We start from the raw sequence: 23438 nt of genomic DNA, 5'->3' as shown, positions 1-23438 counted from the left end.
CGGACGGGAGGCGGTGCGCACGACGTGCGCACCGCCTCCCGTCCGTCCGCGTCCCCGACCCGGGTCGGGGACCGCCCCTACGGACGCTCGGTGTCGTCGAGTGCGCCGCCGGTGAGCGCCGAGAGGCGCTCCAGCCCCGCCTCGGCGACCAGCTGACGGGCGAGGGGGCGGGCGCGGGCGACCGCCTCGCGCACGTCCACCCGTGTGACGTCGTGGTCGGCGACGCTCAGCTCGCCGTCGACCCAGACGTCGCGGACCTCACGGCTGCCGGCGACGAAGACGACCGCCTGGTACGGGTCGTGCACGTTCGCCAGCGTGGGGGAGTCGCCGTCGAACACGACCAGGTCGGCGCGCTTGCCCGGCTCGAGCGAGCCGATCTCGGCGTCCATCCGCAGCGCGCGGGCGCCGCCGATGGTCCCCATCTCGAACGCCTCGCGCGCACTCATGGCCGTGGCCTGCAGGTCCCGGACGCGCGCCAGGAGCGCCGCCGTCTTCATCGCCTGCAGGAAGTCCTGCGAGTCGTTCGACGCCGGCCCGTCCACGCCGATGCCGACCGGGACGCCGAGGGCCCGGAGCTCCGCGACCGGGGCGATGCCGCTCGCCAGGATGCCGTTCGCGACCGGGTTGTGGGCGACGCCGACGCCGTTCGACGCGTAGCGCTCGCGGTCCTCCCGGTCGACCCAGACGCTGTGCGCCGCGATCACCGGCACCTGGAACATGCCCGTGGCCTCGGCGTGCCCGATGGCCGTGCGGCCGGTGCGCTGCCGGGCTGAGGTGACCTCCTCGCGGACCTCGTGGAAGTGCACGTGCACGCCGTGGCCACCGGCGACCGCGTAGTCGACGTGCTCCTGCCAGGTGTCGTCGGTGTACCGCCCGATCGACGACACCCCGACCCGGAACGTGCTGTACCGGCTGGCGTCGGCGGCCTCGCGCAGGGCCTCGAACTCCTCGAGGATCGGCGTCGCACCGAAGTCCCGGTCGACGTCCCCGGAGCCGAACGACACCACGCCGCGCAGGCCCAGGTCCTCGAGCGCCGCGACGACCCCGGGGGTCGCCGGTTCGTCGGGCATCGGGTCCGCGCAGAACATGTCGTTCGCGGTCGTGACACCGCTCCGGAGCAGCTGGATGCCCTGCAGCACGGTGCCGGCGTAGGCCTTCTCGCGGGTCATCACCGGGTTGACGCGGCCGATCAGCGCCGTGAGCCACTCCCACAGGGTGTACTGCGAGCCGATGCCGGTGATGAGCCCCTCGCTGAAGTGCCCGTGCGTGTTCACGAACCCCGGGGTCACGACGTCGTACGCGCCCCCGCGGACCGGGGCGTCCGGGTGGGCGGCGGACAGTTCCGCGAAGGTGCCCACGGCGGCGATGCGGTCCCCGTCGAGCAGGACGGCGCCGTCGCGGATCGCGGCGGGGGTGGCGGCGTCGTCCGGTGCTGCGGTCAGCACCCAGCCGGCGCGGATCAGGGTCTGTGACATGGGGCGAACCTAGGGTGCGCGTGTTTCGTGGGTGTCACCGCGGGGTTTCCCGGAGCGTGCCGGGTGCCCCGTCGGAACGGCGGAGCGGTACATTGCGGTGTGGTCTCACTGCAGGACGTCTACGACGACGAGGACGCCGGGCTCGACCAGGCCTCGCGTCTCCGGACCGTGCAGGCTGCGCTGCTGCCGGACGGTCGCGCGGGCACGGGGTGGTCTGCGGCACACGTCGCCCGGGCCGCTGCGGGGGTGTCCGGCGACCTCGCACAGTGTGCGACGGCCCCGGACGGCCGCAGCCTGGTGGTCACGGTCGGCGACGTGATGGGCAAGGGCGTCCCGGCGGGCTTGCTGGCCGCCCACCTGCTCGGCGCGCTCGACGCCCTGGTCCGCGAGACCCCCGGCGTCGCGGTGGAGGGGGCGGAGGGTGCCGTGCGGGGCCGGTTGGAGCGGGCCTCGGCGTTCGCCACGCTCTTCCACGCCCGACTCCGCCTGGCCGACGGCGCACTCGAGTTCGTCGACGCCGGCCACGGGTTCGCCGCGATCGCCCGCACGGACGGCTCGACCCGGCGCATCCCGTCCGCCGACCTGCCGATCGGGCTGCAGCCCCGGGGCTTCCCGCGGTTGCCGCGGCACGACGCGCTCGGGCCGGGCGACGTGCTGCTCGTCGCGTCCGACGGGATCCTCGAGCTCCCCGACGCCGACTTCGAGACCCTGACCGCGCTCGCCCGGCGGCTCGTCGACGCGCCCGCGCTCGACGACACGCTCCGGGCGTTCCTCGACGACGTGCCCGCAGTCGTGGGCGACGACCTCACGGTGCTCGCGGTCCGACGTGACGTGGACCCCGCCACCGCAGCAGCCACGACCGATCCTGACGGAGCCGACCGATGACCCTCCGCTGCCTCGTCTTCACGACCGCACGCACCGGCCGACTGAGTCACGACGACCTCGCTCACCTCGTCTCCGTCGAGCGGGCGAGGAACGCCGAGCTCGGCATCACGGGGGTGCTCGCACTGCACGACGCGAACGTGCTCGGGATCGTCGAGGGCCCCGCCGACATCGTCCGGCAGCGCGTGCACGAGGTGGCCGCCGACCCGGCGAACGTCGACGTGCAGGTCCTCCTCGACGACCCGGTCGAGGAGCGGTCGTTCGACGACTGGACGATCGCGTTCCGGACCGACGACCCCGCGGTGCACGCGACCCCGGGCTACGTGGACCTGTTCGACCCGGAACGACCGGCGGACCCCGCAGCCGAGACCTCGCGGGCACACGCCCTGCTGGAGTGGTTCCGCAGGACCCCGCCCGAGCAGCTCTCGACCCGTCGGTCGAGCGAGCCGGTCCGCACTCGCGTGCTGCAGGGGGCGATCGGCGTCCTGCGGGACGTGGGGCCGTCTCGCTGCACGTCCGGCCTCGTCGCCGAGCGGTCCGGCGTGTCCGAGGAGACGGTGACGGCGCACTTCCCGACCACGCCGCACCTGCTCGCTGCGACGCTCGCGACGTGGCTCGAGCAGGTGACGACGCCGCTCGCCCCGCTCGCCGCGACCGAGGGGACGGTGCCGTGGCTGCGTGCGCTCGTGGTGGCGTTCTCGGCTGACCCGGCACTCGACCGCCTCATCGTCTCCGCACTCGCCCCCGCTGCCGACCCGGGCGAGGCGGCCGGTGAGGCGTTCCTGGTGAGCTACCGCGCGTTCCGATCCTCGATCCAGCAGGCGTTGGCGCACGACGTCGCGACCGGACGGGAACCGTCGACCACCGACCCGGTCCGCGGGGCGCACCAGCTCCTGGCGCTCTTCGACGGGTTGCGGATCCAGAACCTGTTCGACCCCGACCCGGACATCGCCACGTCCTTCGCGACCGCTGCCGAGCAGTTGCGGACGGGATGGGCGACGGGTCAGGGGGCCGGCGAGGGCGTGCCCGTGGCGAGTTCGCCGAAGTCGCCGTCCGCGCACGGTGACCCACCGTCGATGCTGTAGCCCCCCTCGGCCGACGAGAGGAAGTCGATGCTGGTGACCGGACCGCCCCGTCCGGACACCCCGAGGTCCGGGTCGTCGCCACCGCTGCGGTACCGCTTCGTCGTGATACCGAGGCGCTGCCAGAACGCCTCGACCCTGCGGAGATCGTCCTCCGGGTCGTCCGAGCCGGGCCGCTGCGCGATGTACACCCACGTGACACCGCCCGGGTCCTCGGCATCGCCGGACCCGTCGGAGCCCGGGCACAGACCGAGTCGCGGCCCGCTGAGGACCTTTCAGTCCCCGTCGACGATCGCCGCGGTGCGGTCCACCACGTCGGTGACCGACCGTCTCGCGGCGTCCGACGAGACGCCGCGGTGCAGGGATGCGCCGGACTCCACGGGTCCTCCTCCTGCACAAGCAGTCGACAGCGACATCGTCAGGGCCACGACCACCGCCGCGCCGATGCGCTTCGAGAGGATGCCGAGCATCGACCGCGCCACGACACCGTCCGACCCGAGACCACCCACGTCGTCCACCCCCATCCGACCTGGTGCGAGCGTACACAGGCACCCCCGAGGCATCCGCCGTCACGCCCCGGAAACAGGCGGCTGCTAGAACCGTCGCATGCTGACCGTCACCGGTGCCCGCCGTGTCCTCGTCGACCCCCGCACCGAACGGGACGGTGACGTCGTCGTCGACGACGGCAGCGACCTCGAGACCACGCTCGACGCGTCCGGATGCGTCGTGACGTCCGGCCTCGTCAACGCCCACCACCACCTGCTGCAGACCGCGTTCCGGACGCTGCCGGGCACGCGCGGTGTCCCGATGGCGGACTGGCTCCCGACGATGGCCGCGGCGTACGCCCGGGCGGGGCACGATCCCGAGCTGTACGGACTGGCCGCGTCCGCCGGAGCCGCGGAGGGCCTCCTGTCCGGCGTCACGACGATCGCCGACCACCACCTGAACTGGCCCGCGGACGCGACCACCGACGACACCGTGGTGCTTGCGGGCGCGACGGTCGACGCCGTCCGCGGGCTCGGCGGACGGCTCGTGTTCGTCCGGGGGTCGGCACGCGACGACCCGGAGCATGCCGCCGCGTCGGCGGACGCGATCGCCGGGCGGCTGCTGCACGAGCGCGCCGTCGGCGGGGTGGATCCGGACGGACGGCTCCAGGTCGCGGTGGGGCCGGCCGGGGTGCACTCGGACGGTGAGGCGACCTTCCGGGCGCTCGGCGAGGTCGCGGCGCAGAACGGGTTGCGCCGGCGGACCCAGGCGAACGAGCAGGTTGACACCGCCATCGCCCTCGAGCGGTACGGGCGGCGGCCGCTCGACCTGCTCGAGGAGTGGGGGTGGCTCGCACCGGACGTGACGATCGCGCACCTGTGCGACGTCACCGCCGACGAGGTCGCCCGGCTCGCGGACGCCGGGGTGAGCGCGACGCACGCGCCGGGGTGCGACGTGCCGATGGGGTGGGGGATCGCCCCGGTCGCGGCGCTCGCCGACGCGGGGATCCCGGTGGGCCTCGGGACGAGCGGAGGCGGGAGCAACGACGCGGGGCACCTGCTCGCCGACGGCCGGCTGGCAATGCAGGTGTCGGCGCTCGTCGGGCAGCAGCTCCCGGCACGGCAGGTGCTCGGGATGATGACCGAGGGGTCGGCGGCGGGACTCGGACGCCCGGAGCTCGGGCACCTCGGTGCGGGCTCCGCGGGCGACCTGTGCGTGTGGGACGTCTCGGGCGTCGCGGACGCAGGCGTTGCCGACCCGGTCGGCGGGCTGCTCTGGGCGTCCCCGGGGCGGCGGCCGAAGCACGTGGTCGTCGGCGGGCGCGTGGTCGTCCGGGACCACCGGCTCGTGACGGGGGACGAGCGCGAGATCGCGGCGCGGCTCGCGGAGCGCCTGGCGCGCACGCCGGTGTGACGGCGGCGGGCCGTCACGCGCCCGGATGCGGGACACCCGGGATGCACGAGACGCCCCCAGGTGTGCGAGACGCCCCCGGATTCGGCGGCGCCTCGCGCGCTCGGAGGCGTCTCGGCGGGACGGCGACGCCCCGCGCCCCCGCAGCCCGCCGCCGCCGCGACCGCCCTGCCAGGATCGGAGCGTGCTGACCGACCAGGCGATCGTCGCCGCGCTCCGGGCCGCTCCGCCACGGGACGGCTACCGGTGCTCCGACGTCCGGGCCGAGGGCGGTGTCCTCGGCGTGACCTTCTCGCACTCGGGAGCTCCCTCGGCTCGGCTCGAGGTCCGCCTGCCCTCGACCGGTGCGCCCCAGTGGTGGCTGTTCGCACCACCGGAGGACGCCGACGACTGGGTGAGCCAGTTCCTGGTCTGGACGGACGAGGAGGTCCACACGGACGGCCTCGGCGACAGCCGGGAGCGTCTCGACGTCGACGGTGTGAGCCACGTCGTCCCCACGAACTACGGATGGCAGCTGTCCGACCCGCGGGAGCACGCCCGGCTCACCGTGCTCGCCGGACCCTTCGGCTGGCACGACGGTGGGCGGACGACCTGGCCCGACGGCTCGCGCTCGGTGCCGGCGGAGTGGGAGCTCGAGGTCGACGGCGAGCGCTTCCTCGTCAGCGTGCGGGGCAGCAGCACGCAGGTCACGTGGCTGACCGGGCCGAACCCCGGCTACGGCTTCGGCGGGACGCTCTCGTCCTCCGCCCCGGGACCAGCGCCCGACGAGCTCGCTGCCACGAACCTCCGGCTGTGCGCGGACGACGAGCGGATGCGCAGCGACCTCCGTTCCTTCCTCGCGGAGATCGACCCCGACACCGGGTACGTGCGCGACGACTGACGCCCGCGGGCGCTCGCCAGAGCGGGCGGGACGGAGAGCGGGACCGGGCGTACCTGGGCGGGACGTCCGACCAGGTACGCCCGGAACGACCAGGCACGCCCGAGACCGGCCCCGTCCCACCGCTCAGCCCGCCGCCACCGCCCGCCGGTGGATCGGCCCCGCCCCGCCGGCGAGCGCCCCACCCGGAGCACCCCGACGCACGGCGATCACCTCGGCCATGATCGCGACCGCCATCTCGGCCGGGGTCTCCGCGCCGATGTCGAGCCCGATCGGGGACCGCAGCCGCCCGAGGTCCGGCGTCCCGAGCGCGCGCAGCTCCGCCGTCCGCCGTTCGTGCGTCGCACGGGAGCCCATCGCCCCCACGTACCCGGCACCGCGGCGGAGCGCGAGGTCGATCACCGCGGCGTCGAACCGGTCGTCGTGCGAGAGCACCACGACCACCGTCGACGCGTCGATCGGCAGCCCCTCGAGCACTCGCGTCGGCCACCCCACGATGCGCTCGTCCGCGGCGGGGAAGCGCTCGTCGGTCAGGAACACCGGCCGCGGGTCGACCACGGTCACGGCGTGCCCGAGCACCGCCGCCGCGTTCGTCACGGCGACGGCGAACTCCACGGCCCCGACGACGATGCACCGCGGCCGGGCGTCGGCGCGCTCGACGAACACCCGGCCGCGGCACCCGTCCGGCGCGGTGACGACCGCACCGAGCGTGTCGGGCTCGAGCGAGACCGTGAGCGACGTCGGCACGCCCGACGCCGCCCGTCGCAGGACGTCCACGACGGGGTCGCCGGGGACGATCCGGCGCACCAGGACCTCGACCCGGCCCCCGCAGCGGAGCGCCGGCGCCCACACCGCGTCGGGGTCGTCCGTGTCGTCGTCGAAGCCGAAGCGCTCCAGCACGGGCACGCCGTCCGCGAGCACCTGCTCGGCGGTCACGAACAGCGACCCCTCGACGCAGCCCCCGGAGATCGTCCCGACGACCTGGCCGCCCGGCAGGACGGCCATCGACGTCCCGACCCCGCTGGGCGCGCTGCCGGACATCGCGACGGCCGTCGCGACGACGACGGGGTCGCCGCCGTCGAGCACGGCCAGGAGGCGCGGTGCCAGTTCGAACATCACGCACCCCCGGCGTCGGTCCGGTCCACGGCCGCGTCCTGGAGGAGCGCCCAGACCCGGTCACGCGTCATCGGCAGGCGGTACGGCCGGACGCCGAGGGCGTCCCGCACGGCGTTCGCGACCGCCGGCGCGACGGGGTTGTACGGCGCCTCGCTCATGGACTTCGCGCCGAGCGGTCCGAGCGGGTCCGAGGTGACGGCGAACCGGACATCGGTGCGCGGCACGTCGGAGATCTTCGGCACCCGGTAGGAGCGGAACGCGTCGGTCGTCACCCGACCGTCGTCGTCGAGCACGACCTCCTCGTACAGCGTCGAGCCGATGGCCTGCGCGGCACCACCCTCGACCTGTCCGCGCAGCTGCTCGGGGTTCAGGACCGTGCCGGCGTCGACGGCCTGCACGCTGTGGAGCACGCGGACCTCACCGGTCGGCCGGTGCACCGCCACCCGGGCGCCGTGCACCGTGAAGGCCAGCGAGCGCGGGGTGCCGTCGTGGCTGCCGTGGGCGACGAGCGGTCCCTCGGCGAGCAGTTCGGCGTGCCCGACGAACTCGTCGCCGACCCGCACCCCGTCGGGCAGCACGGCGACCGCGGGGCCGAGCGGACCGACGGCGGCGCGCGGCGTCCGGGCCGCGACGAGCGTGAGCGCCCTGCCGGTCATCTGCTCGCGCAGGTCGAGCGCGGCGGCGTACAGCGCCTTGCCCGCGACGACCACCCCCGCCGACCCGAACGCTCCGGTGTCGTACCGTGCGGCGTCGGTGTCGGACTGGTGCACGTCGACCCGGTCGGGCGTGGTGCCGAGCGCCGTGGCGACGAGCTGGGTGTGCACGGTCGTGGTCCCGTTGCCGAACTCCGCCGTGCCGACCCCGATCCGGTAGCGGCCGTCGGCGTTGGCCTCGACTGACGCGTGCGCGTGGTGTCCGCGGGGCGGCATCGTGGCGATCGCGGCGAGGGCGATCCCGGTCCCGTGGGCCCAGTCGCCGGAGTCGTCGAGCACGGGCCCGTCCATCGCGGGGACCTCGGGCAGGGGTGCGCGGAGGGCGTCCTCGACCAGGTCCAGGCACTGGTCGAGCCCGTAGCTGCCCTCCCAGCGCAGGTCGTCCTGTTCGTCGGGGTCGGTGACGACGAGCGGGTCACCCGGCACCACGACGTTCCGGCGGCGCAGCTCGAAGGGGTCCAGGTCGAGGCGGCGCGCGAGCTCGTCCATCGCCGACTCGATCGCGAAGACGACCTGCCCGAGGCCGTACCCGCGGAACGCCCCGGACGGCAGGTTGTTCGTGTAGACGGACTCGGCGTCGACCCGCTTGACCGGGCAGCGGTACACGGCGACCGACTCGCTGACCGAGTGGAACATCACGCCGACGCCGTGGTTGCCGTACGCCCCCGTGTCCATCGTCTGGTCGACGTGCATCGCGGTGAGCCGGCCGTCCGCGTCGGCGCCCAGCCGCACCCGCACGCGCATCGGGTGCCGCGTCGGCGCGATCGTGAACTCGTCGCGTCGGCTGAACTCGTACTGCACGGTCCGTCCGGTGCGGAGCACCGCGAGCGTCACGAGGTCCTCGGTGAGCATCTCCTGCTTGCCGCCGAACCCGCCGCCCACGCGCCCCGCGACCACGCGCACCCGGGCCGGGTCGAGACCGAAGACGTGCGCGATCTCGTCCCGCACCAGGAACGGGACCTGCGTGGCGGTCCGCAGCACGAGCCTCCCGTCCCGGTCCAGCGACCCGCGGGTCGCGTGCGTCTCGAGCGCGGCGTGCGAGACGCGACCCGTCGACCACGTGCCCTCGACCGTCGCCGCGGACGCGGCGAGCGCGCCATCCAGATCTCCGGTCCCGCCGTGCAGGGCGGCGACGACGTTCCGGTCGGGCTCGGCGATGCGGTGCTCGGCGGTGGTCTTGTCGCCGTGCAGCAGCGGCGCGCCAGGACGCCGAGCGGCGTCGACGTCGTGCACGCTCGGCAGCACCTCGTACGAGACCCGGAGCAGGGCGCAGGCCTGCTCGGCGACCCGGACGCTCTCCGCGACGACGGCCGCGACGCGCTGTCCGCGGAACCGCAGGACGGTGTCGAACACGCGGGTGTCGTCGGGGTCGTCGAGCCGGGAGTCGTGCCGCCCGGTGGAGAACAGCACACCGGGGTCGTCCCGGTGGGTGAGCACGGCGTGCACGCCCGGGAGCGCCTCGGCGGCGCTCGTGTCGATCGCGGTGACGCGGGCGTGCGGGTGCGGGCTGCCGAGGACCGCGAGGTGCAGGAGCGCCTCGGTCCGGCGGACGTCGAGCGTGTACTCCTCGTCGCCGGTGACGATGCGCATCGCCGCGGGTGCCGCGACCGAGGTCCCCACGGCGTCCCCGGCCGTGGCGCAGGCGGTGTTGCGGACCCCGTCGAGGGCGTCCTCGATCGCGCGGTACCCCGTGCACCGGCACAGGTTCCCCTTGAGCGCCCGGTGCCGGTCGGTCAGCTGGTCGTCGTCGAGCGTCGACGCCGTGACGACGTACCCGGCGGTGCAGAACCCGCACTGGAAGCCGGGCGCCTCGGCGAACGCGCGCTGCACGGGGTGCGGGTCGGCGGCGGTGCCGAGGCCAGCGGCGGTGGTGACCGTGCGGCCCTCGAGCCGGTGGGCGGGCGTGATGCAGGAGTGCACGGGGACGCCGTCGAGCAGGACCGAGCAGGCACCGCAGTCACCGGCGTCGCAGCCCTTCTTCACCGCGGTCACGCCGTGCTCGCGGAGCAGGGTGCGGAGGACCTGGCCGGGCTGCGGGGTGGTCTCGAGGGCGGTGCCGTCGACGGTGAGCCTCATCGGGCGCCCCCGGCTCGACGGTTGCCGCTGTGCCCGGTCGCGCCGGCCTCGGCGACGAGCTCCGCGGCGAAGCGGCGCGAGACCCCGCGTCGCCAGGTGGGGGAGCCGTGCGGGTCGTCGTACCAGTCGTCGTGGTCGGCGAGTGCCGCGTCCACCGCCGCGGCTGTCGGGACGGCGTCCCACCGCAGCACGAGCGGGCGCGGGACACCGCCGGTGACGACGAGGACGAAGCCGGCACCGTCGTCGGCGCCGGTGGTCGCGCTGACGTCGGTACCGGTACCGGTGACGCGGTCGGTGGCGCGCCACCGTGCGGTGACGAGCGTCCCGGTCCGGCCGTGCGGGCTGAGCGAGACCCGGCGGTACCCGGTCTCCTGACGCAGCGCCGCGACCGGCACGTCGAACGCACGGACGACCTCGCCCGGGGCGAGCGTGGTCGTGCGCGGTCCCGTCACGAGCTCGGCGACCGGCACCCGGCGCTCCCCGCCGTCCGTCGTCCACACCACGGCCGTCGCGTCGAGCGTGACGAGCAGCGCCGTGACCGCGCCCGCCGGCAGCGCCGTCGCGACGTTGCCGCCGACGGTCGCCGCGTTCCACACCTTGAAGGACGCGAGCAGGGCGTTCACACACCGGTCGACGAGCGGCCAGGCGCGCCAGTCGGGCTCCGGGGTCAGCCGCAGCAGCGCCGCGAGCGTGCACGTCGCGCCGAGCCGCAGCCCGTCCGGGGTGCGCTCGGCGTCCGGCCAGCCGAGGCCCGTCAGGTCGACGAGGCCGGTCGTGCCCGGCTGCTCCACGGAGTACAGCCAGGTGCCGCCCGCGAGGGGCTGCTCACCGGGGGCGAGCGCGAGGTCGTCGCGGTGCGACGGTGTCCGCACGGTGCGGACGGAGACGAGGTCCATGAGGGGGTCCGATCAGGGTGACGGTCGACGGGTCGGGTGTCGCCGCCGGCCGTCGACCGTGCGCGATCATGCCGCGGTTCCACGCCCCATGGGCAGACCTGGACGCCGCTCGGGGTGCGGACGTGCGCGCCACGGGGCCTCCTCGGGTCGGATCGGTTCGTGGCGGCAACGCTAGGGAACCGGTGTTTCAGCGTCGTTACGGGCCAGCGACGCCCGGGTCACGTCCGGTGCCGGAACCCGTGACCTGATCGACGCACCCCCGAAACAACCGGGTGTCATCGTCGCCGCATGGACACCACCGCCACCGCAGCCCCCGTCACGACCTCCGTCCGCCTCGGCGCGAACCAGTACGGCAAGGCCGAGGTCCGACTCGTCCGGGTGACCCGCGACACCGACCGGCACGAGATCGAGGACCTCACCGTCACGACGCAGCTGCGGGGCGCGGCGCTCGCCGAGTCCTACACCGAGGGCGACAACGCGAAGGTCGTCGCCACGGACACGCAGAAGAACACCGTCTACGCCTTCGCGAAGGAGCACGGCGTCGGCACCCCCGAGGACTTCCTGCTCCGCCTCGGTCGGCACTTCGCGACGGCGTTCGACTGGTACGACGGCTCGACGCTGTCCGCCGAGCAGCACGCCTGGGAGCGCATCGCGGTCGACGGCCGGGAGCACGACCACTCGTTCGTCCGCTCGGGTCGGGGCACCCGCACCGCCGTGGTGCAGGTCGACGGCGACGACGTGCACGTGCTCGCCGGTGTCACCGACCTCACCGTCCTGAAGTCGACCGGCAGCGAGTTCCACGGCTTCCCCCGCGACGGCTACACGACCCTGGCCGAGACCGACGACCGGATCCTCGCGACCTCGGTCACCGCCCGCTGGCGGTACACGCCCGAGGCGGTCGCTGCCGGCATCGACTACGACGCCCTGTACGCCGGGGTCCTCGACCGGATGCTCGCGACCTTCGCGGACCTGCACTCGCTCGCGCTCCAGCAGACCCTGTTCGCGATGGGCCGCTCCGCGATCGAGGCGTTCCCGGAGATCGCCGAGGTGCGCTTCTCGATGCCGAACAAGCACCACTTCCTCGTCGACCTCGCGCCGTTCGGCCTCGAGAACCCGGGCGAGGTGTTCTTCGCCGCCGACCGCCCCTACGGCCTGATCTCCGGCACGGTCGCGCGGGACGGGGTCGCCGAGGCCCCGGCCGCGTGGGCGTCGGTGCCCGCCTTCGTGTGACCGGCGACCCCGTGCCGGAACGGCGCCGCGTGGTCGGGGTCGTCCTCGCCGCGGGTGCCGGCACCCGGATGGGCACGCCGAAGGCGCTCGTGCGGAGCCCGGACGGCGTGCCGTGGCCGACGCTCGCGGTGGACGCCCTGCGCGCGGGCGGCTGCGCCGAGGTCGTCGTGGTGCTCGGTGCCGCCGCCGACCGTGCACGGCCGCACGTCCCGACCGCTCCCGACGTTCGGGTCGTCGTCACCGAGGACTGGGCGGCCGGGCCGGGGGCGTCGCTCGCCGCGGGGCTGCGTGCCCTCGGCGACGAGGACACCGCCTGCGTCACGCTCGTCGACCTACCGACGCTGCCCGCCGCGGTCGTCCGGCGCGTGCTCGGCCCCGGTTCGGACCGGGACGTCCTGCGGCGGGCGGTGTTCGGGGAGCGGCCGGGTCACCCGGTGCTCGTCGGTCCGGACCACCGCGCAGCGCTGCTCGCCGCGGTCACGGCGGACCCGGGGGACCGGAGCGCGGGCGCCTGGCTGCGGCGGGCCGGCGTGACGGGCGTCGACTGCGCCGACCTGTGGGACGGCACCGACCGGGACCGGGATCGCGACCGGGACCGGGACCGTGATGGTTCCGAGCGTTCCGTCCCATCGCAGCTGCCGTAGGAAGCCGGACCGCGCGTGGTCGGTCGTTGCTCCAGGCCTGCGACGCGCGGATCGGCACTCGATGCGCGGATCGTCCTCCTCCGCGCGGTTCGGCAGGGCGGCTGGCGGAAGCGACCGGGAGACGGACGGGAGGCGCGGTGCCGGCTGGCACCGTCCTCCCTCGCAGGCTCGGTCGGCGCGCCCCGCGCAACGCTTCGCGTTGCCGCTGAGCGGGGCGCGCCCGTCCTGTGCTGTGGTCGCGTCGACTACGCGGCCTGCTCCTGGGACTCGGCCAGCGTCGGGTAGTCCGTGTACCCCTCGGCGGTCGCGCCGTAGAAGAGCTCCGGGCGCGGCTCGTTGAGCGCCGCGTCCTGCTCCCAGCGCTCGGCGAGGTCCGGGTTCGCGATCGCGGCACGGCCCACGGCGACGGCGTCCGCGAGGCCACCGTCGAGCAGGGTGATCGCCTCGTCGCGGGTGGTCATGGAGGAGAAGCCCGAGTTGGCGATGAACGGCGCGCCCGCGGTGCGGCGGACGTGCTGCACGAGCTCGCTGCCCGGCTCCGCGTTCAGGACGTCCACGAAGGCGAGCCCGAGGGGCGCCAGGCCCTCGGCGACCGCGGTGTAGGTGGCCAGCGCGTCGGCGTCGTCCTCTTCGAGCACGCCCTGGATGTTGTGCTGCGGGGACAGGCGGATGCCGACGCGGTCCGCGCCGATGGCCTCGGCGACCGCCGCGGTGACCTCGACGGCGAAGCGCGCGCGGTTCTCCGGGGAGCCGCCGTACTCGTCGGTGCGGGTGTTCGACACGGGGGAGAGGAACTCGTGCACCAGGTACCCGTTGGCGCCGTGCACCTCGACCCCGTCGAGCCCCGCCGCGATCGCGTTGCGGGCGGCGCGGACGAAGCCCTGCACGGCCTCGCGGACCTCGTCGGTGGTGAGCTCGTGCGGGACCGGCATGTCGGCCTTCGAGCCGTCGGCCAGGTGCGTCTGACCCGGGGCGGCGATCGCGGACGGGCCGACGATGCGCGGGGTGCCGGAGATGTCGGTGTGCGAGACGCGGCCACCGTGCATGAGCTGCATGACGATGGTGCCGCCGCGCTCGTGGACGGCGTCGGCGACGCGGCGCCAGCCGGCGACCTGCTCGTCGGTCTCGATGCCGGGCTGGCCGGGGTAGGAGCGGCCCTCCTGCACGGGCCAGGTGCCCTCGGTGATGATCATGCCGAGCGAGGCGCGCTGGGCGTAGTGCTCGACGAGCAGGTCGTTCGGGACACCATGGGCCCCGGCGCGCGTCCGGGTCAGGGGTGCCATGACGATGCGGTTGCGGAGGTGGAGTGCGCCGAGGTCGGCGGGTTCGAAGAGCTTCACGGCTCCGTTGAACCACGTGTTGCCGGGGGCAATTCCCCCGGCACGGCAGATGCTCAGCGACCGGGGCACACGAGCGTGCTCGAGCGGACCTGTCCCTCGGGGCGGATCACCGTGTGCTGCGACAGCGGCTGGTGGCAGATCGGGCACGGACGGTCCACCGAGCGGTCGTCGACGCCCTCGGCGTGCCCGGCGCCGATCTGCGACGGGCCCATCTTCTCGATGAGCGTACGGTTCCAGCGGTCGTACCAGCTGCCGAAGCGACCCATGGTCCGTCCTTTCGTTCGTGCACCAACCATTGTGGCACGAAGGAGTTCGTCAGTCGAGGGCGTCGATCCGACCGAGCAGCTCGGTCAGGTCGTCCTTCAGGCGCTCGAGCCGTTCGAGTGGCCAGCCCAGCCGGTCCGCCACGGCGAGGGGGACCGCGCGCGCCTGTTCCCGGAGGGCACGGCCGGCGGTGGTGAGCGACACCTCGAGCTGTCGTTCGTCGGCGGTGCTCCGGGCCCGGCGGACGTACCCGGAGGCCTCGAGCCGCTTGAGCAGCGGGCTGAGGGTGGCCGAGTCGAGGCGGAGCTCCCCGGCGATCTCGCGCACCGAGCGGGGGTCGTGCTCCCACAGGGCGAGCATCACGAGGTACTGCGGGTGCGTCAGGCCCATCGGGTCGAGCAGGTCGCGGTAGAGCCCGATCACGCTCCGGCTCGTCGCGGTGAGGGCGAAGCAGAGTTGGCGGTCGAGCGCGAGCGGGTCGACGTCGGTCGAGGTCATGCGTCCACGGTACTTCTTGCGCGAACGGTCGGCGAGGTTCGAGCCCATCGCAGCCGACGTGGGATGACGAACCGCGCGAGGGAGGCCGGAACTTCCTGCCTCCCTCGCGCGGATCGGTCACCCACGCGCGGAACGGTCACCCACGCGCGGAACGGTCACCCACGCGCAGCGCGGCCCCCTACGCGCGGTGCGTCGGCGTGTGTCCCTCGTGCGGGTTCGCGTCCGGGGCGACGTCCGCCGCGTGCGACCCGCGGTGCTCGGCGTCGCCGTGTCCGCGGCCGTCCGTCGGGTGCGAGCGCTCCAGGCTCGCGCCCTCGACGTCGACGTCCGGCAGGATCCGGTCGAGCCACTTCGGAATCCACCAGGCGCTCTTCCCGAGCAGGTGCATGACCGCCGGGATGAGGAGCATCCGGACCACGAAGGCATCGATCAGCACGCCGAACGCGAGCCCGAAGCCGATCGGCTTGATGGTGGAGGAGTCCGAGAAGATGAAGCCCGCGAACACCGAGATCATGATGATCGCGGCGGCCGTGACCACCGCGCGGCCGGCGTGCAGCCCGCGCTGGACCGCGACCTTCGCCGAGGCTCCGTGGGCGTAGGCCTCCCGCATGCCGGACACCAGGAAGAGCTGGTAGTCCATCGCCAGGCCGAACAGGATGCCGATCTCGATGATGGGCAGGAAGCTCAGGATCGGCGCCGGGTCGTGCACGCCGAACACGGAGCCGAGCCAGCCGAACTGGTAGATCGCGGTCAGGCCGCCGAACGAGGCGAGCACGGACAGGATGAACCCGGCCGTCGCGGTGATCGGCACGAGGAACGACCGGAACACCACGATCAGGATGATCAGCGACAGGCCGACGACGACCGCCAGGTACAGCGGCAGCACGTTCGAGAGCTTCTCGGACACGTCGATGTTCGCGCTGGCGTTGCCCGCGACGCCGAGGGTGACCTTGCCGTCGTCGGTCGACACCGTCTGCTCGCGCAGCTCGGTGACGAGCCGCTCGGTCGAGATGCTGTCCGGGCCGCCGGCGGGCTTCACCTGGAACGCGATGATGTCGCGGTCCTTCGAGGCGCCGATCGGCAGCACGGCCCGCACGTCGGAGTTCTTCGCGATCGCTTGGCCGATGGTGACCTCACGTGCGGTGACCTCGTCCTCCGACACGGACTTCGGCAGGTCGGCGACGACGAGCAGCGGGCCGTTCTGTCCGGCGCCGAAGTCGCGGTCGAGCGCCTTGTACGCCTTGTACTGGCTCGAGTCGACGGACTCGGACGCACCCGTGGGCAGGCCGAGGCGCATCTGCGTCGCCGGGATCGCGACCACGCCGAGCACGAGGACGCCGGCGACGAGCGTGACGACCGCGCGCCAGGTCGACATCGGCTTGTTCGGCACCCGGATCGAGCCCGTGTTGCCGATCCGCTGCCGCTCCTTCCTCCGCAGGATCCGCATGCCGAGCAGCGAGAGCAGCGCCGGGGTGAACGAGGTCGCGATGAGGATGGCGAACAGGACCGCGACCGCGCCGACGGTGCCCATCAGGCCGAGGAACGGGATCCCGGTGATGTTCAGCGCGAGCAGGGCGACGATGACCGTCGTGCCCGCGAACACCACGGCGTTGCCGGAGGTGCCGTTCGCGAGCCCGATGGACTCGTGGACGTCCATGCCGGCCTTCAGCTGTGTCCGGTGCCGGTTCAGGATGAACAACGAGTAGTCGATGCCGACCGCCAGGCCCAGCATCACCCCCAGCACGGGCGTGACCGAGATGAACTCGACCAGGCTCGAGAACGACAGTGAGGCGAGCGACGCGATCCCGACGCCGAGCACGGCGGAGAGCAGCGGGATCGCGGCGCCGATGATCGTGCGGAGCATGAGGAACAGCACGAGCGCCGCGATGATGACGCCGACGATCTCACCCGGGCCGAGGATGGACGGCACGCCCTGCGCAATGTCGTTCGAGACGTACACGGCGACGCCGTCGATCTTCGCCGACTCGGCCTTGTCCGAGATCGCCTGCTTGGTCTCCTGCGGCACCTCGTAGGTCGACTTCGTGAACTGCACGGTGCCGATCGACGACTGGCCGTTCGACGACACGAAGCGGATGTCCTTCGACAGGTCGAGCAGGTCGGAGCCCTGCTCGAGCTCCTGCTCGCTCGTGTCGAGCTTCTTCGTGTTCTCGTCGATCTGCTGCTGGGCCTGCGTGATCTGCTGCTCGCCCGCGGTGATCTGCTGCTGCTGGGCGTCGATCTGCGCCTGCGCCTGGGCGAGCTGCGCCTGGGCCGCGGTGGCTGCGGCACCACCGGCCGCGGCGGCCTGGGCCTCCTTCGCGTCGAGCTCCTGCTGGGCGGTCGCGATCTGCTGCTTGCCGGACTCCAGCTGCGCCTTCTGCTGGTCGAGCTGCTGCTGTCCGCTCGTGATCTGCGCGCGGCCGTCCTCGATCTGCTTCCGACCGTCGGTGATCTTCTGGCGCTGCTCGTCGAGCTGGTCCTGCGTCGTGAACCCGTCGCGGACGCCCTTGACCCCGTCGAGGTCCTTCAACCCGTCCAGGAACGACTTCACGTCGGCCTTCTGGGTGTCCGTGAAGGCCTTGCCGTCGGTGGTCTGGAACACGATCGTCCCGTTGCCGCCGTTCGCCGACGGGAACTTGTCGGCGAGCTCGTCCTGCACCTGGCTCGTCTTGGTGTTCGGGATCGTGATCGACGACGAGATCGACCCCTGGAACAGGCTGAAGGTGAGCCCGGCGATGCCCATGATGACGATCCAGGCGATGATCACCAGCCAGTGCCGTCGTGCGGAGAACCGTCCGAGACGGTAGAGGAGACCGGCCATGCGGCTGCCCCGTCCTTTCGTGTCAGGTGCTGTTGCGGTTCGGGGTGCGCCGGTGGACCCCGGGGGAGGGAGGTGTCAGTGCGCCGGCATGTAGCCGGAGCGGACGCTGTGCACGAGGCGGCTCAGCAGCTCGTCCCAGGCGCGCAGGGTCGCCGGGGTGAGCTCGGGGCCGTGGTGGACGAGCCAGTGCTCGGCGATCACGACGATGCCGCTCATCAGGGAGTCGACGAGCAGGGCGGTGTCGAGGACGTCCGCGCCGGGGTGCCGCCTTGCGACCTCGTCGCGCAGGCGCTCGGTGACCCGGCCGAACGCGGTCTGCGTGAGCACCGCGGCCTTCGGGTCCTCTTTCCCGGGGTCGCCCAGGATGTTGTACATCCCGGCGATCGCGGGGGCGAGGTCGGCACCGCGCGCGGCGGACTCGAGCTCGTCGAACATCGAGGCCCGGCTGCCGTCGCCGATCGGCGTGCGCGCCATGTCCGCCAGGAACCGGTCGATGATCACCGACAGTTCCTGCTCGCACACCGCGAGCAGGACCTCGTCCAGCGAGGCGAAGTGGTTGAACACGGTGCGCCGGGCGATGTCCGCCCGGGCGGCGAGGTCGTCGACGCTGAACCCGCGTCCACCCTGCTCGTCGACCAGGTCGCGTGCGGCCTGCAGGATCGCCGCACGGTGCTTCGCCTTGAGGGCGGCACGGCGGTCGGTCGAGATGGTCACGGGTGTGAACACTAGGTGCATCGATGCACTCGGTGCAACGGCTCCGAGGGCTTGCCCAGTTTCGTCCCCCGACCCTGAGATGACGAGCGGGACGGCGGCGCGCGGGTCGCGCGCGGTGCACGCCGGACCGGCGGTCGGACGGGAGGCACGGGGCGGGCCCGCCACGCGCCTCCAGGCCGTACTGTGGTCGCGTCGTGAACCGCACCGATCGTCTCTACGCGCTCGTCGAGGAGCTGCGCGCGGCCGCGCCCGCGCTGCGGAGCGCGCGGACGCTCGCCGAGCGGTACGGCGTGAGCGCCCGGACCGTCGAGCGCGACCTGCGCTCCCTGCAGGAGGCGGGCGTGCCGATCTGGGCGGAACCCGGCCGGACCGGCGGCTACACGCTCGACGCCCGCGCGACGCTGCCGCCGCTCGGGCTGACCGCGGAGGAGGCGCTCGCCGTCGCCGTCGGCCTCGGGGCCCTCGCTACGAGCCCGTTCCGCGACGCCGCGCGCAGTGCCGCGCAGAAGGTGCGGGCGGTCCTGGCGGAGGACGACGCACGGCGCAGCGCCTCGCTCGCCCGACGGGTGCACCTGCTCGAGACCGGTGACCGGGTGCCGGGACCGACCGCGCTCCTGCCCGCCCTGGCCGGCGGCCGGGTCGTCCGGCTGCGGTACCGGGACGCGCAGGGGAACGAGACCGACCGGGCGGTCGAGCCACTCGGGTACGTCGGCAAGGGCGAGGACTGGTACCTCGTTGCGTGGTGCCGACTGCGCGACGGGGTCCGCGCCTTCCGCGGCGACCGGGTGCTCGGGGTCGAGCCGACGGACGAGCGGGTGCCGCGGCGGGCCGTGCGGTTCGAGGAGCTCGACATCCCGCACGGGGTGCTCCGGTCCGTGCTCGCGGACTGAGCGGATCCGGCGGAACACCGACAGGACGCTGTCGCGGGGCTGCGTGAACCTGGTGCCGGGCGGTCACCGCAGGCCGCCCGGAGAGGACAGCGTGGAGTTCACGTCGATCAGGATCATCACCGCCGACCTGGCGGGCACGACCGCCTTCTACGAGGCGGTCACCGGCACCACCGCACACCGACCGGCGCCGGTCTTCGCCGAGGTCCGTGCCGGCGGGCTCGTGCTCGCGCTCGCGGCGCCGGAGACCGTCGCGGGGCTCGGTGCGGGTGCGCCGGTGCCCGGGCCGAACCGGGGGCTCGTCGTGGAGTTCTCGGTCCCGGACGTCGACGCGGCGTTCGACCGGCTGCAGGGGTCCGGCGTGCTCGGCGAGGTCGTGCTGCCGCCGACGACGATGCCGTGGGGCAACCGCTCGACCCTGTTCCGGGACCCGGAGGGGAACCTCGTCAACCTGTTCAGCCGACCGGCCTGAGCCGCAGCCCGGTCGTTCCCAGCACTGCGTGGGTCGGATGCGGCAGGCTCCGACGCGTGGGAGCGACGAGGACGACGGACGCGCGGACGACGGGCGTGCGGAAGGCCGGCGTGCGGGCGGTGGCGGTCGGGACGGTGGCGGTCGGGATGGTGGCGCTGACGGCGGTGCTGCTGACGGGGTGCACCGCGGGGGACGGCCCGGGCGGGCCGGCGTCGGCAGGATCCGCCACGTCCGCTGATGCACCCACCGCGACGCCGACCGCCGCCGTGCCGACCGCGACTGTGCCGATCATCGATGGCACGACCCGGCAGGCGTTCGCGGACCTCGAGCGTCGGGACGGTGCCCGGGTCGGGGTCGTCGCCGTGGACACCGGCACCGGCCGGTCGCTCGGGTACCGCGCGGACGAGCGGTTCGCCTTCGCCTCGACGAACAAGGTGCAGATCGCCGCCGCGGCGCTCGCCGCCTCGTCCCCGGCGGACCTCGACGAGGTCGTGCACTACGACCGCGGCGACCTGCTGTCCCACGTCCCGGTGACGACCCCGGCCGTCGACACCGGCCTGACCGTGCGGCAGCTCGTCGACGCCGCCATCCGGCAGAGCGACAACACCGCGGCGAACCTGCTCGTCGAGCGGGTCGGCGGCGTCGCCGGGGTGACGCGGTGGCTGCGCGGCCTCGGTGACACGACGACGGACGTCTCGCGCACCGAACCGGACCTCAACACCGCCCTCCCGGGGGACCGTCGTGACACCACGACCCCGGCGCAGTCCGCCGCGGACCTCCGCGCCGTGCTGCTCGGGGACGCGCTCGACGCCGACGACCGATCGCTGCTCCGCAACGCGATGCTCGGCACGACGACCGGGGCGACGACGATCCGCGCCGGCGTCGACCCGTCGTGGACCGTGGCGGACAAGACCGGGACCGCGTCGTACGGCGTGCGGAACGACGTCGGGGTCGTGACCCCGCCGGGACGGGACCCGATCGTGCTCGTCGTGATGACGGCGCACGGCACGGTGGACGCCGAGCCCTCGGACGCGCTCGTCGCCGACGCCACCCGGATCGCGATCGCGCACCTCGGCTGACGCCCGCCGTCGGTCACGACGGGGTCACGACGAGCCCTGCGGGGTAACGATCCGTACCGACTCGGTCCTTTCCCAGCGCGCGTGCCGGTGTCACCCCGGGAAACCCGGGCGGACGTCCGAACAGCGCTGGGAGGGTCACCCCCGGACGCCATCGATCGACGAGGGGGAATCATGACCGGACGACGGGTGACGGGGGCCGCTGCCGGCTTCGTGGGCGGCAGCGTGCTCGCCGGGCTGCTGGTGGGGATCGGGGTGACGCCCGTGCTGGCGGTCGCTGGGGTGGGGACGACCTCGGCGATCGACCTGTTCGACTCGATGCCGGAGTACATCGAGATCGGCGACCTGCCGACCCGGAACGAGGTCTGGGCGTACCAGGGCGGGCAGCCGGTGCACCTCGCGGACGTGTGGGACCAGAACCGCCAGGAGCTCGCGCTGGACCAGATCAGCGACACGCTCGAGCACGCCGCGATCGACGGCGAGGACAAGCGCTTCCGGGAGACCGGCGGCGTCGACCCGACGAGTCTCGTGCGCTCGCTCGTCAGCGTCGTCGCGTCGGGCGGGGACGGCGGGACGGGCGGGTCGACCCTGACGATGCAGCTCGTCCGGAACATCAAGATCCAGCGGGCGAGCGAGCTGCCGACCGAGCAGGAGCGCGAGGCCGCGACCGCCGAGGCGACGAAGCGTTCGCTCGACCGGAAGCTCGCCGAGGTGAAGCTCGCGATCGGGCTCGCGAAGGAGTACTCGAAGGACGAGATTCTTGCCGCCTACCTGAACATCGCGTACTTCGGCGACCAGACCTACGGCGTGCAGGCGGCCTCGCAGCGGTACTACGGCAAGGACGCCGGCGACCTGTCCCCGGCCGAGGCGGCGTCGCTCATCGCGATCGTGCAGTGGCCGGACGCACGCGACCTCTCCTCGCCGGAGCACCACCCCGACAACCAGGCGCGCCGAGACGTCATCCTCCGCTCGATGCACCAGCAGGGGCACCTCAGCGACGCCGACCTGCAGGCCGCGTTGGCATCCACCCCCGCTGACTACGTCCGCCTGACGGCACCGAGGCAGGGGTGCGAGTCGGCCGTCCGCGGCGCGGAGTTCTTCTGCGCGTACGCCGTGCAGGTGGCGCAGTCCCTCCCGCAGCTCGGCGCCGACGACGCCGCACGCCAGCAGGCCTGGCGCACCGGCGGCTACCGGATCCAGACGACGCTCGACCTCGACCTGAACACGCAGCAGAAGGACCTGCTCGACCGGTACGACCGCGCGGGGGAGACCCGGTTCGCCCTCGGCGCGACGCTCGACACCGTCGAGGCGGGCACCGGGCGCGTGCTCACCATGGCGCAGAACACGGACTACGACCGGTCGTCCGCGGCGCCGCCGACCGCGACCTCGCTGAACTACGCGACCGACGAGTCGAACGGTGGCTCGAAGGGGTTCCAGGTCGGGTCGACCTACAAGATGTTCACGCTGCTGCAGTGGCTCGAGTCCGGCCGCAGCCCCGACGCCGTGGTCGACGGCACCCGCAGGGCTCGCAGCGTCTGGACGCAGTGCGGGGAGCGCGTCACGACGAAGGCGTGGAACCCGAAGAACGACTCCGCGGGGCAGACCGGGCCGTACTCGGTCCGGGCCGCCACGGCGCAGTCGGTCAACGCGGCCTACGCGGACATGGCGTCGAAGCTCGACCTGTGCGACATCCGCGACACCGCCGCCCGCCTCGGCGTGCACCCGGCGACGGGCGGCGAGCTCCCCGCGAACCCCGCCGCGGTGCTCGGGACGACGAGCATCGCGCCGCTGACGATGGCGGCCGCGTACGCCGGCATCGCGAACGGCGGCGTGTACTGCGCGCCGGTCGTCATCGACCAGGTGACCGGCCGCGACGGCACGCAGCTCGGTGGACAGCCCGCCGCGTGCACCCGGGCGGTCTCCGCCTCGGTCGCCCGGACGGCCTTCCAGGTGATGCAGGGCGCGTTCCGCGGCGGCACCGCGAGCGGCGGGCAGACGCCGGACGGCACGACCCTGTTCGGCAAGACGGGCACGACCGACTCGGCGGACCAGATCTGGCTCGTCGGGGGCAGCGAGCGGGCGGTCACGGCGTACTGGCAGGGCAACACCGATGGTGGCCAGGCGAACCTGCGGCACTCCGCGAACGGGCAGGGCGGCACGTACGCCGGGTCCCGCGCAGCCGTGTGGCGGCAGGCGCAGACCGCCGTCAACGCCGCCCTGCCCGTCGGCTGACCTCCGCCGTCCGACATCGATGGAGCAGCAGACGTCGGGTCGGCACCGGACACCCGACGGCTTCTGCTCCATCGACGGGACGGGACGGGACGGGGACGGGGACGAGACGACGGGGGGGGGGGGGGGGGGGGGGGGGGGGGGGGGGGGGGGCCGGGGGGGGGGGGGGGGGGGGGTGGGGGGGGAGTGGGAACGGCCGCACGGGTTGCTACCAAAGGCCCCGGGGGGAGGGGGGAAAAAAAGGACCCCG

The 23438-nt window shown here is 73.8% G+C and carries 20 protein-coding genes; 10 read left to right on the top strand and 10 right to left on the bottom strand.

The window, feature by feature from the left end:
* Positions 1-77: 77 nt before the first annotated feature.
* On the bottom strand, positions 78-1475 hold the full coding sequence (locus DEU32_RS10320) for an amidohydrolase family protein (protein WP_114850460.1): 1398 nt from the start codon (positions 1473-1475) through the stop codon (positions 78-80).
* Positions 1476-1574: 99 nt separating this feature from the next.
* On the opposite strand from DEU32_RS10320, the gene DEU32_RS10315 reads away from it, so the two are divergent.
* Positions 1575-2360, top strand: a complete 786-nt coding sequence (locus DEU32_RS10315; RefSeq protein WP_114850459.1) for a PP2C family protein-serine/threonine phosphatase — start codon at positions 1575-1577, stop codon at positions 2358-2360.
* Positions 2357-3442, top strand: a complete 1086-nt coding sequence (locus DEU32_RS10310) for a BLUF domain-containing protein (RefSeq protein ID WP_114850458.1) — start codon at positions 2357-2359, stop codon at positions 3440-3442. The genes DEU32_RS10315 and DEU32_RS10310 overlap by 4 nt, the downstream gene beginning before the upstream one ends.
* A 272-nt stretch (positions 3443-3714) precedes the next feature.
* Here DEU32_RS10310 and DEU32_RS10300 read toward each other — a convergent pair whose 3' ends face one another.
* Entirely contained in the window at positions 3715-3963 is a 249-nt protein-coding gene (locus DEU32_RS10300) for a hypothetical protein (RefSeq protein ID WP_114850456.1), read from the bottom strand.
* Between the two features lie 82 nt (positions 3964-4045).
* Here DEU32_RS10300 and DEU32_RS10295 point away from each other — a divergent pair, with 82 nt between their 5' ends.
* Complete coding sequence (locus tag DEU32_RS10295; RefSeq protein ID WP_114850455.1) at positions 4046-5338, top strand: amidohydrolase family protein; 1293 nt, start codon at positions 4046-4048, stop codon at positions 5336-5338.
* Between the two features lie 181 nt (positions 5339-5519).
* Positions 5520-6215, top strand: coding sequence for a hypothetical protein (locus DEU32_RS17525; RefSeq protein WP_229666974.1), 696 nt, complete (start codon positions 5520-5522; stop codon positions 6213-6215).
* Between the two features lie 123 nt (positions 6216-6338).
* On the opposite strand, the gene DEU32_RS10285 is transcribed toward DEU32_RS17525, so the two are convergent.
* Genes DEU32_RS10285 through DEU32_RS10275 form a run of 3 tightly spaced genes read right to left on the bottom strand, consistent with a single transcriptional unit; the run spans position 6339 to position 11013 of the window.
* Positions 6339-7328 (bottom strand): XdhC family protein, encoded by a 990-nt coding sequence (locus tag DEU32_RS10285; RefSeq protein WP_114850454.1) that lies wholly within the window; start codon positions 7326-7328, stop codon positions 6339-6341.
* Complete coding sequence (locus DEU32_RS10280; protein WP_114850453.1) at positions 7328-10117, bottom strand: molybdopterin cofactor-binding domain-containing protein; 2790 nt, start codon at positions 10115-10117, stop codon at positions 7328-7330. The genes DEU32_RS10285 and DEU32_RS10280 overlap by 1 nt, the downstream gene beginning before the upstream one ends.
* On the bottom strand, positions 10114-11013 hold the full coding sequence (locus tag DEU32_RS10275) for a xanthine dehydrogenase family protein subunit M (RefSeq protein ID WP_114850452.1): 900 nt from the start codon (positions 11011-11013) through the stop codon (positions 10114-10116). Before DEU32_RS10275 ends, DEU32_RS10280 begins: the two co-directional genes overlap by 4 nt.
* Before the next feature lie 288 nt (positions 11014-11301).
* Here DEU32_RS10275 and pucL point away from each other — a divergent pair, with 288 nt between their 5' ends.
* Positions 11302-12243 (top strand): factor-independent urate hydroxylase, encoded by a 942-nt coding sequence (pucL, locus tag DEU32_RS10270; protein WP_114850451.1) that lies wholly within the window; start codon positions 11302-11304, stop codon positions 12241-12243.
* A gap of 29 nt (positions 12244-12272) precedes the next feature.
* On the top strand, positions 12273-12887 hold the full coding sequence (locus DEU32_RS10265; protein WP_258554843.1) for an NTP transferase domain-containing protein: 615 nt from the start codon (positions 12273-12275) through the stop codon (positions 12885-12887).
* A 245-nt stretch (positions 12888-13132) separates the two neighbouring features.
* Here DEU32_RS10265 and DEU32_RS10260 read toward each other — a convergent pair whose 3' ends face one another.
* The 5 genes from DEU32_RS10260 to DEU32_RS10240 form a co-directional block, all read right to left on the bottom strand.
* Positions 13133-14227: an alkene reductase gene (locus DEU32_RS10260; protein ID WP_114850450.1), complete on the bottom strand. Its 1095-nt coding sequence runs from the start codon at positions 14225-14227 to the stop codon at positions 13133-13135.
* A gap of 53 nt (positions 14228-14280) precedes the next feature.
* Complete coding sequence (locus DEU32_RS10255; protein WP_114850449.1) at positions 14281-14493, bottom strand: hypothetical protein; 213 nt, start codon at positions 14491-14493, stop codon at positions 14281-14283.
* A 49-nt stretch (positions 14494-14542) separates the two neighbouring features.
* Positions 14543-14989: a MarR family winged helix-turn-helix transcriptional regulator gene (locus DEU32_RS10250; RefSeq protein ID WP_114850592.1), complete on the bottom strand. Its 447-nt coding sequence runs from the start codon at positions 14987-14989 to the stop codon at positions 14543-14545.
* Between the two features lie 178 nt (positions 14990-15167).
* Positions 15168-17810 carry an MMPL family transporter gene (locus DEU32_RS10245; RefSeq protein WP_114850448.1) on the bottom strand — a complete coding sequence of 881 codons (2643 nt, stop codon included), beginning with the start codon at positions 17808-17810 and terminating at the stop codon, positions 15168-15170.
* Positions 17811-17885: 75 nt separating this feature from the next.
* Positions 17886-18524, bottom strand: coding sequence for a TetR/AcrR family transcriptional regulator (locus tag DEU32_RS10240; protein ID WP_167510121.1), 639 nt, complete (start codon positions 18522-18524; stop codon positions 17886-17888).
* Between the two features lie 194 nt (positions 18525-18718).
* Between DEU32_RS10240 and DEU32_RS10235 the strand changes: the two genes are divergently transcribed.
* The 4 genes from DEU32_RS10235 to DEU32_RS10215 all read left to right on the top strand — a co-directional run bounded on the left by DEU32_RS10235 (position 18719) and on the right by DEU32_RS10215 (position 23191).
* Positions 18719-19414 (top strand): YafY family protein, encoded by a 696-nt coding sequence (locus tag DEU32_RS10235; protein WP_114850446.1) that lies wholly within the window; start codon positions 18719-18721, stop codon positions 19412-19414.
* Positions 19415-19505: 91 nt separating this feature from the next.
* On the top strand, positions 19506-19883 hold the full coding sequence (locus tag DEU32_RS10230; protein WP_114850445.1) for a VOC family protein: 378 nt from the start codon (positions 19506-19508) through the stop codon (positions 19881-19883).
* Between the two features lie 56 nt (positions 19884-19939).
* On the top strand, positions 19940-20962 hold the full coding sequence (bla, locus tag DEU32_RS10220; protein WP_258554842.1) for a class A beta-lactamase: 1023 nt from the start codon (positions 19940-19942) through the stop codon (positions 20960-20962).
* 171 nt (positions 20963-21133) lie between these two features.
* Entirely contained in the window at positions 21134-23191 is a 2058-nt protein-coding gene (locus DEU32_RS10215; RefSeq protein ID WP_258554841.1) for a transglycosylase domain-containing protein, read from the top strand.
* The last annotated feature ends 247 nt before the right edge of the window (positions 23192-23438 follow it).

This window comes from Curtobacterium sp. AG1037, assembly GCF_003349855.1.
In the GTDB taxonomy this organism is placed as follows: Bacteria; Actinomycetota; Actinomycetes; order Actinomycetales; family Microbacteriaceae; genus Curtobacterium; species Curtobacterium citreum.
Note: the sequence above shows the minus strand (reverse complement) of the source record. Positions and strands in the feature narration are given on the sequence as shown.

Excerpts from the sequence above, each read along its gene's own strand:
- DEU32_RS10320 (WP_114850460.1), bottom strand. The coding sequence starts at position 1,475 with ATGTCACAGACCCTGATCCGCGCCGGCTGGGTGCTGACCGCAGCACCG.
- DEU32_RS10310 (WP_114850458.1), top strand. The coding sequence starts at position 2,357 with ATGACCCTCCGCTGCCTCGTCTTCACGACCGCACGCACCGGCCGACTG.
- DEU32_RS10300 (WP_114850456.1), bottom strand. The coding sequence starts at position 3,963 with ATGGGGGTGGACGACGTGGGTGGTCTCGGGTCGGACGGTGTCGTGGCG.
- DEU32_RS10295 (WP_114850455.1), top strand. The coding sequence starts at position 4,046 with ATGCTGACCGTCACCGGTGCCCGCCGTGTCCTCGTCGACCCCCGCACC.
- DEU32_RS10285 (WP_114850454.1), bottom strand. The coding sequence starts at position 7,328 with ATGTTCGAACTGGCACCGCGCCTCCTGGCCGTGCTCGACGGCGGCGAC.
- DEU32_RS10280 (WP_114850453.1), bottom strand. The coding sequence starts at position 10,117 with ATGAGGCTCACCGTCGACGGCACCGCCCTCGAGACCACCCCGCAGCCC.
- DEU32_RS10275 (WP_114850452.1), bottom strand. The coding sequence starts at position 11,013 with ATGGACCTCGTCTCCGTCCGCACCGTGCGGACACCGTCGCACCGCGAC.
- pucL (WP_114850451.1), top strand. The coding sequence starts at position 11,302 with ATGGACACCACCGCCACCGCAGCCCCCGTCACGACCTCCGTCCGCCTC.
- DEU32_RS10255 (WP_114850449.1), bottom strand. The coding sequence starts at position 14,493 with ATGGGTCGCTTCGGCAGCTGGTACGACCGCTGGAACCGTACGCTCATC.
- DEU32_RS10250 (WP_114850592.1), bottom strand. The coding sequence starts at position 14,989 with ATGACCTCGACCGACGTCGACCCGCTCGCGCTCGACCGCCAACTCTGC.
- DEU32_RS10245 (WP_114850448.1), bottom strand. The coding sequence starts at position 17,810 with ATGGCCGGTCTCCTCTACCGTCTCGGACGGTTCTCCGCACGACGGCAC.
- DEU32_RS10215 (WP_258554841.1), top strand. The coding sequence starts at position 21,134 with ATGACCGGACGACGGGTGACGGGGGCCGCTGCCGGCTTCGTGGGCGGC.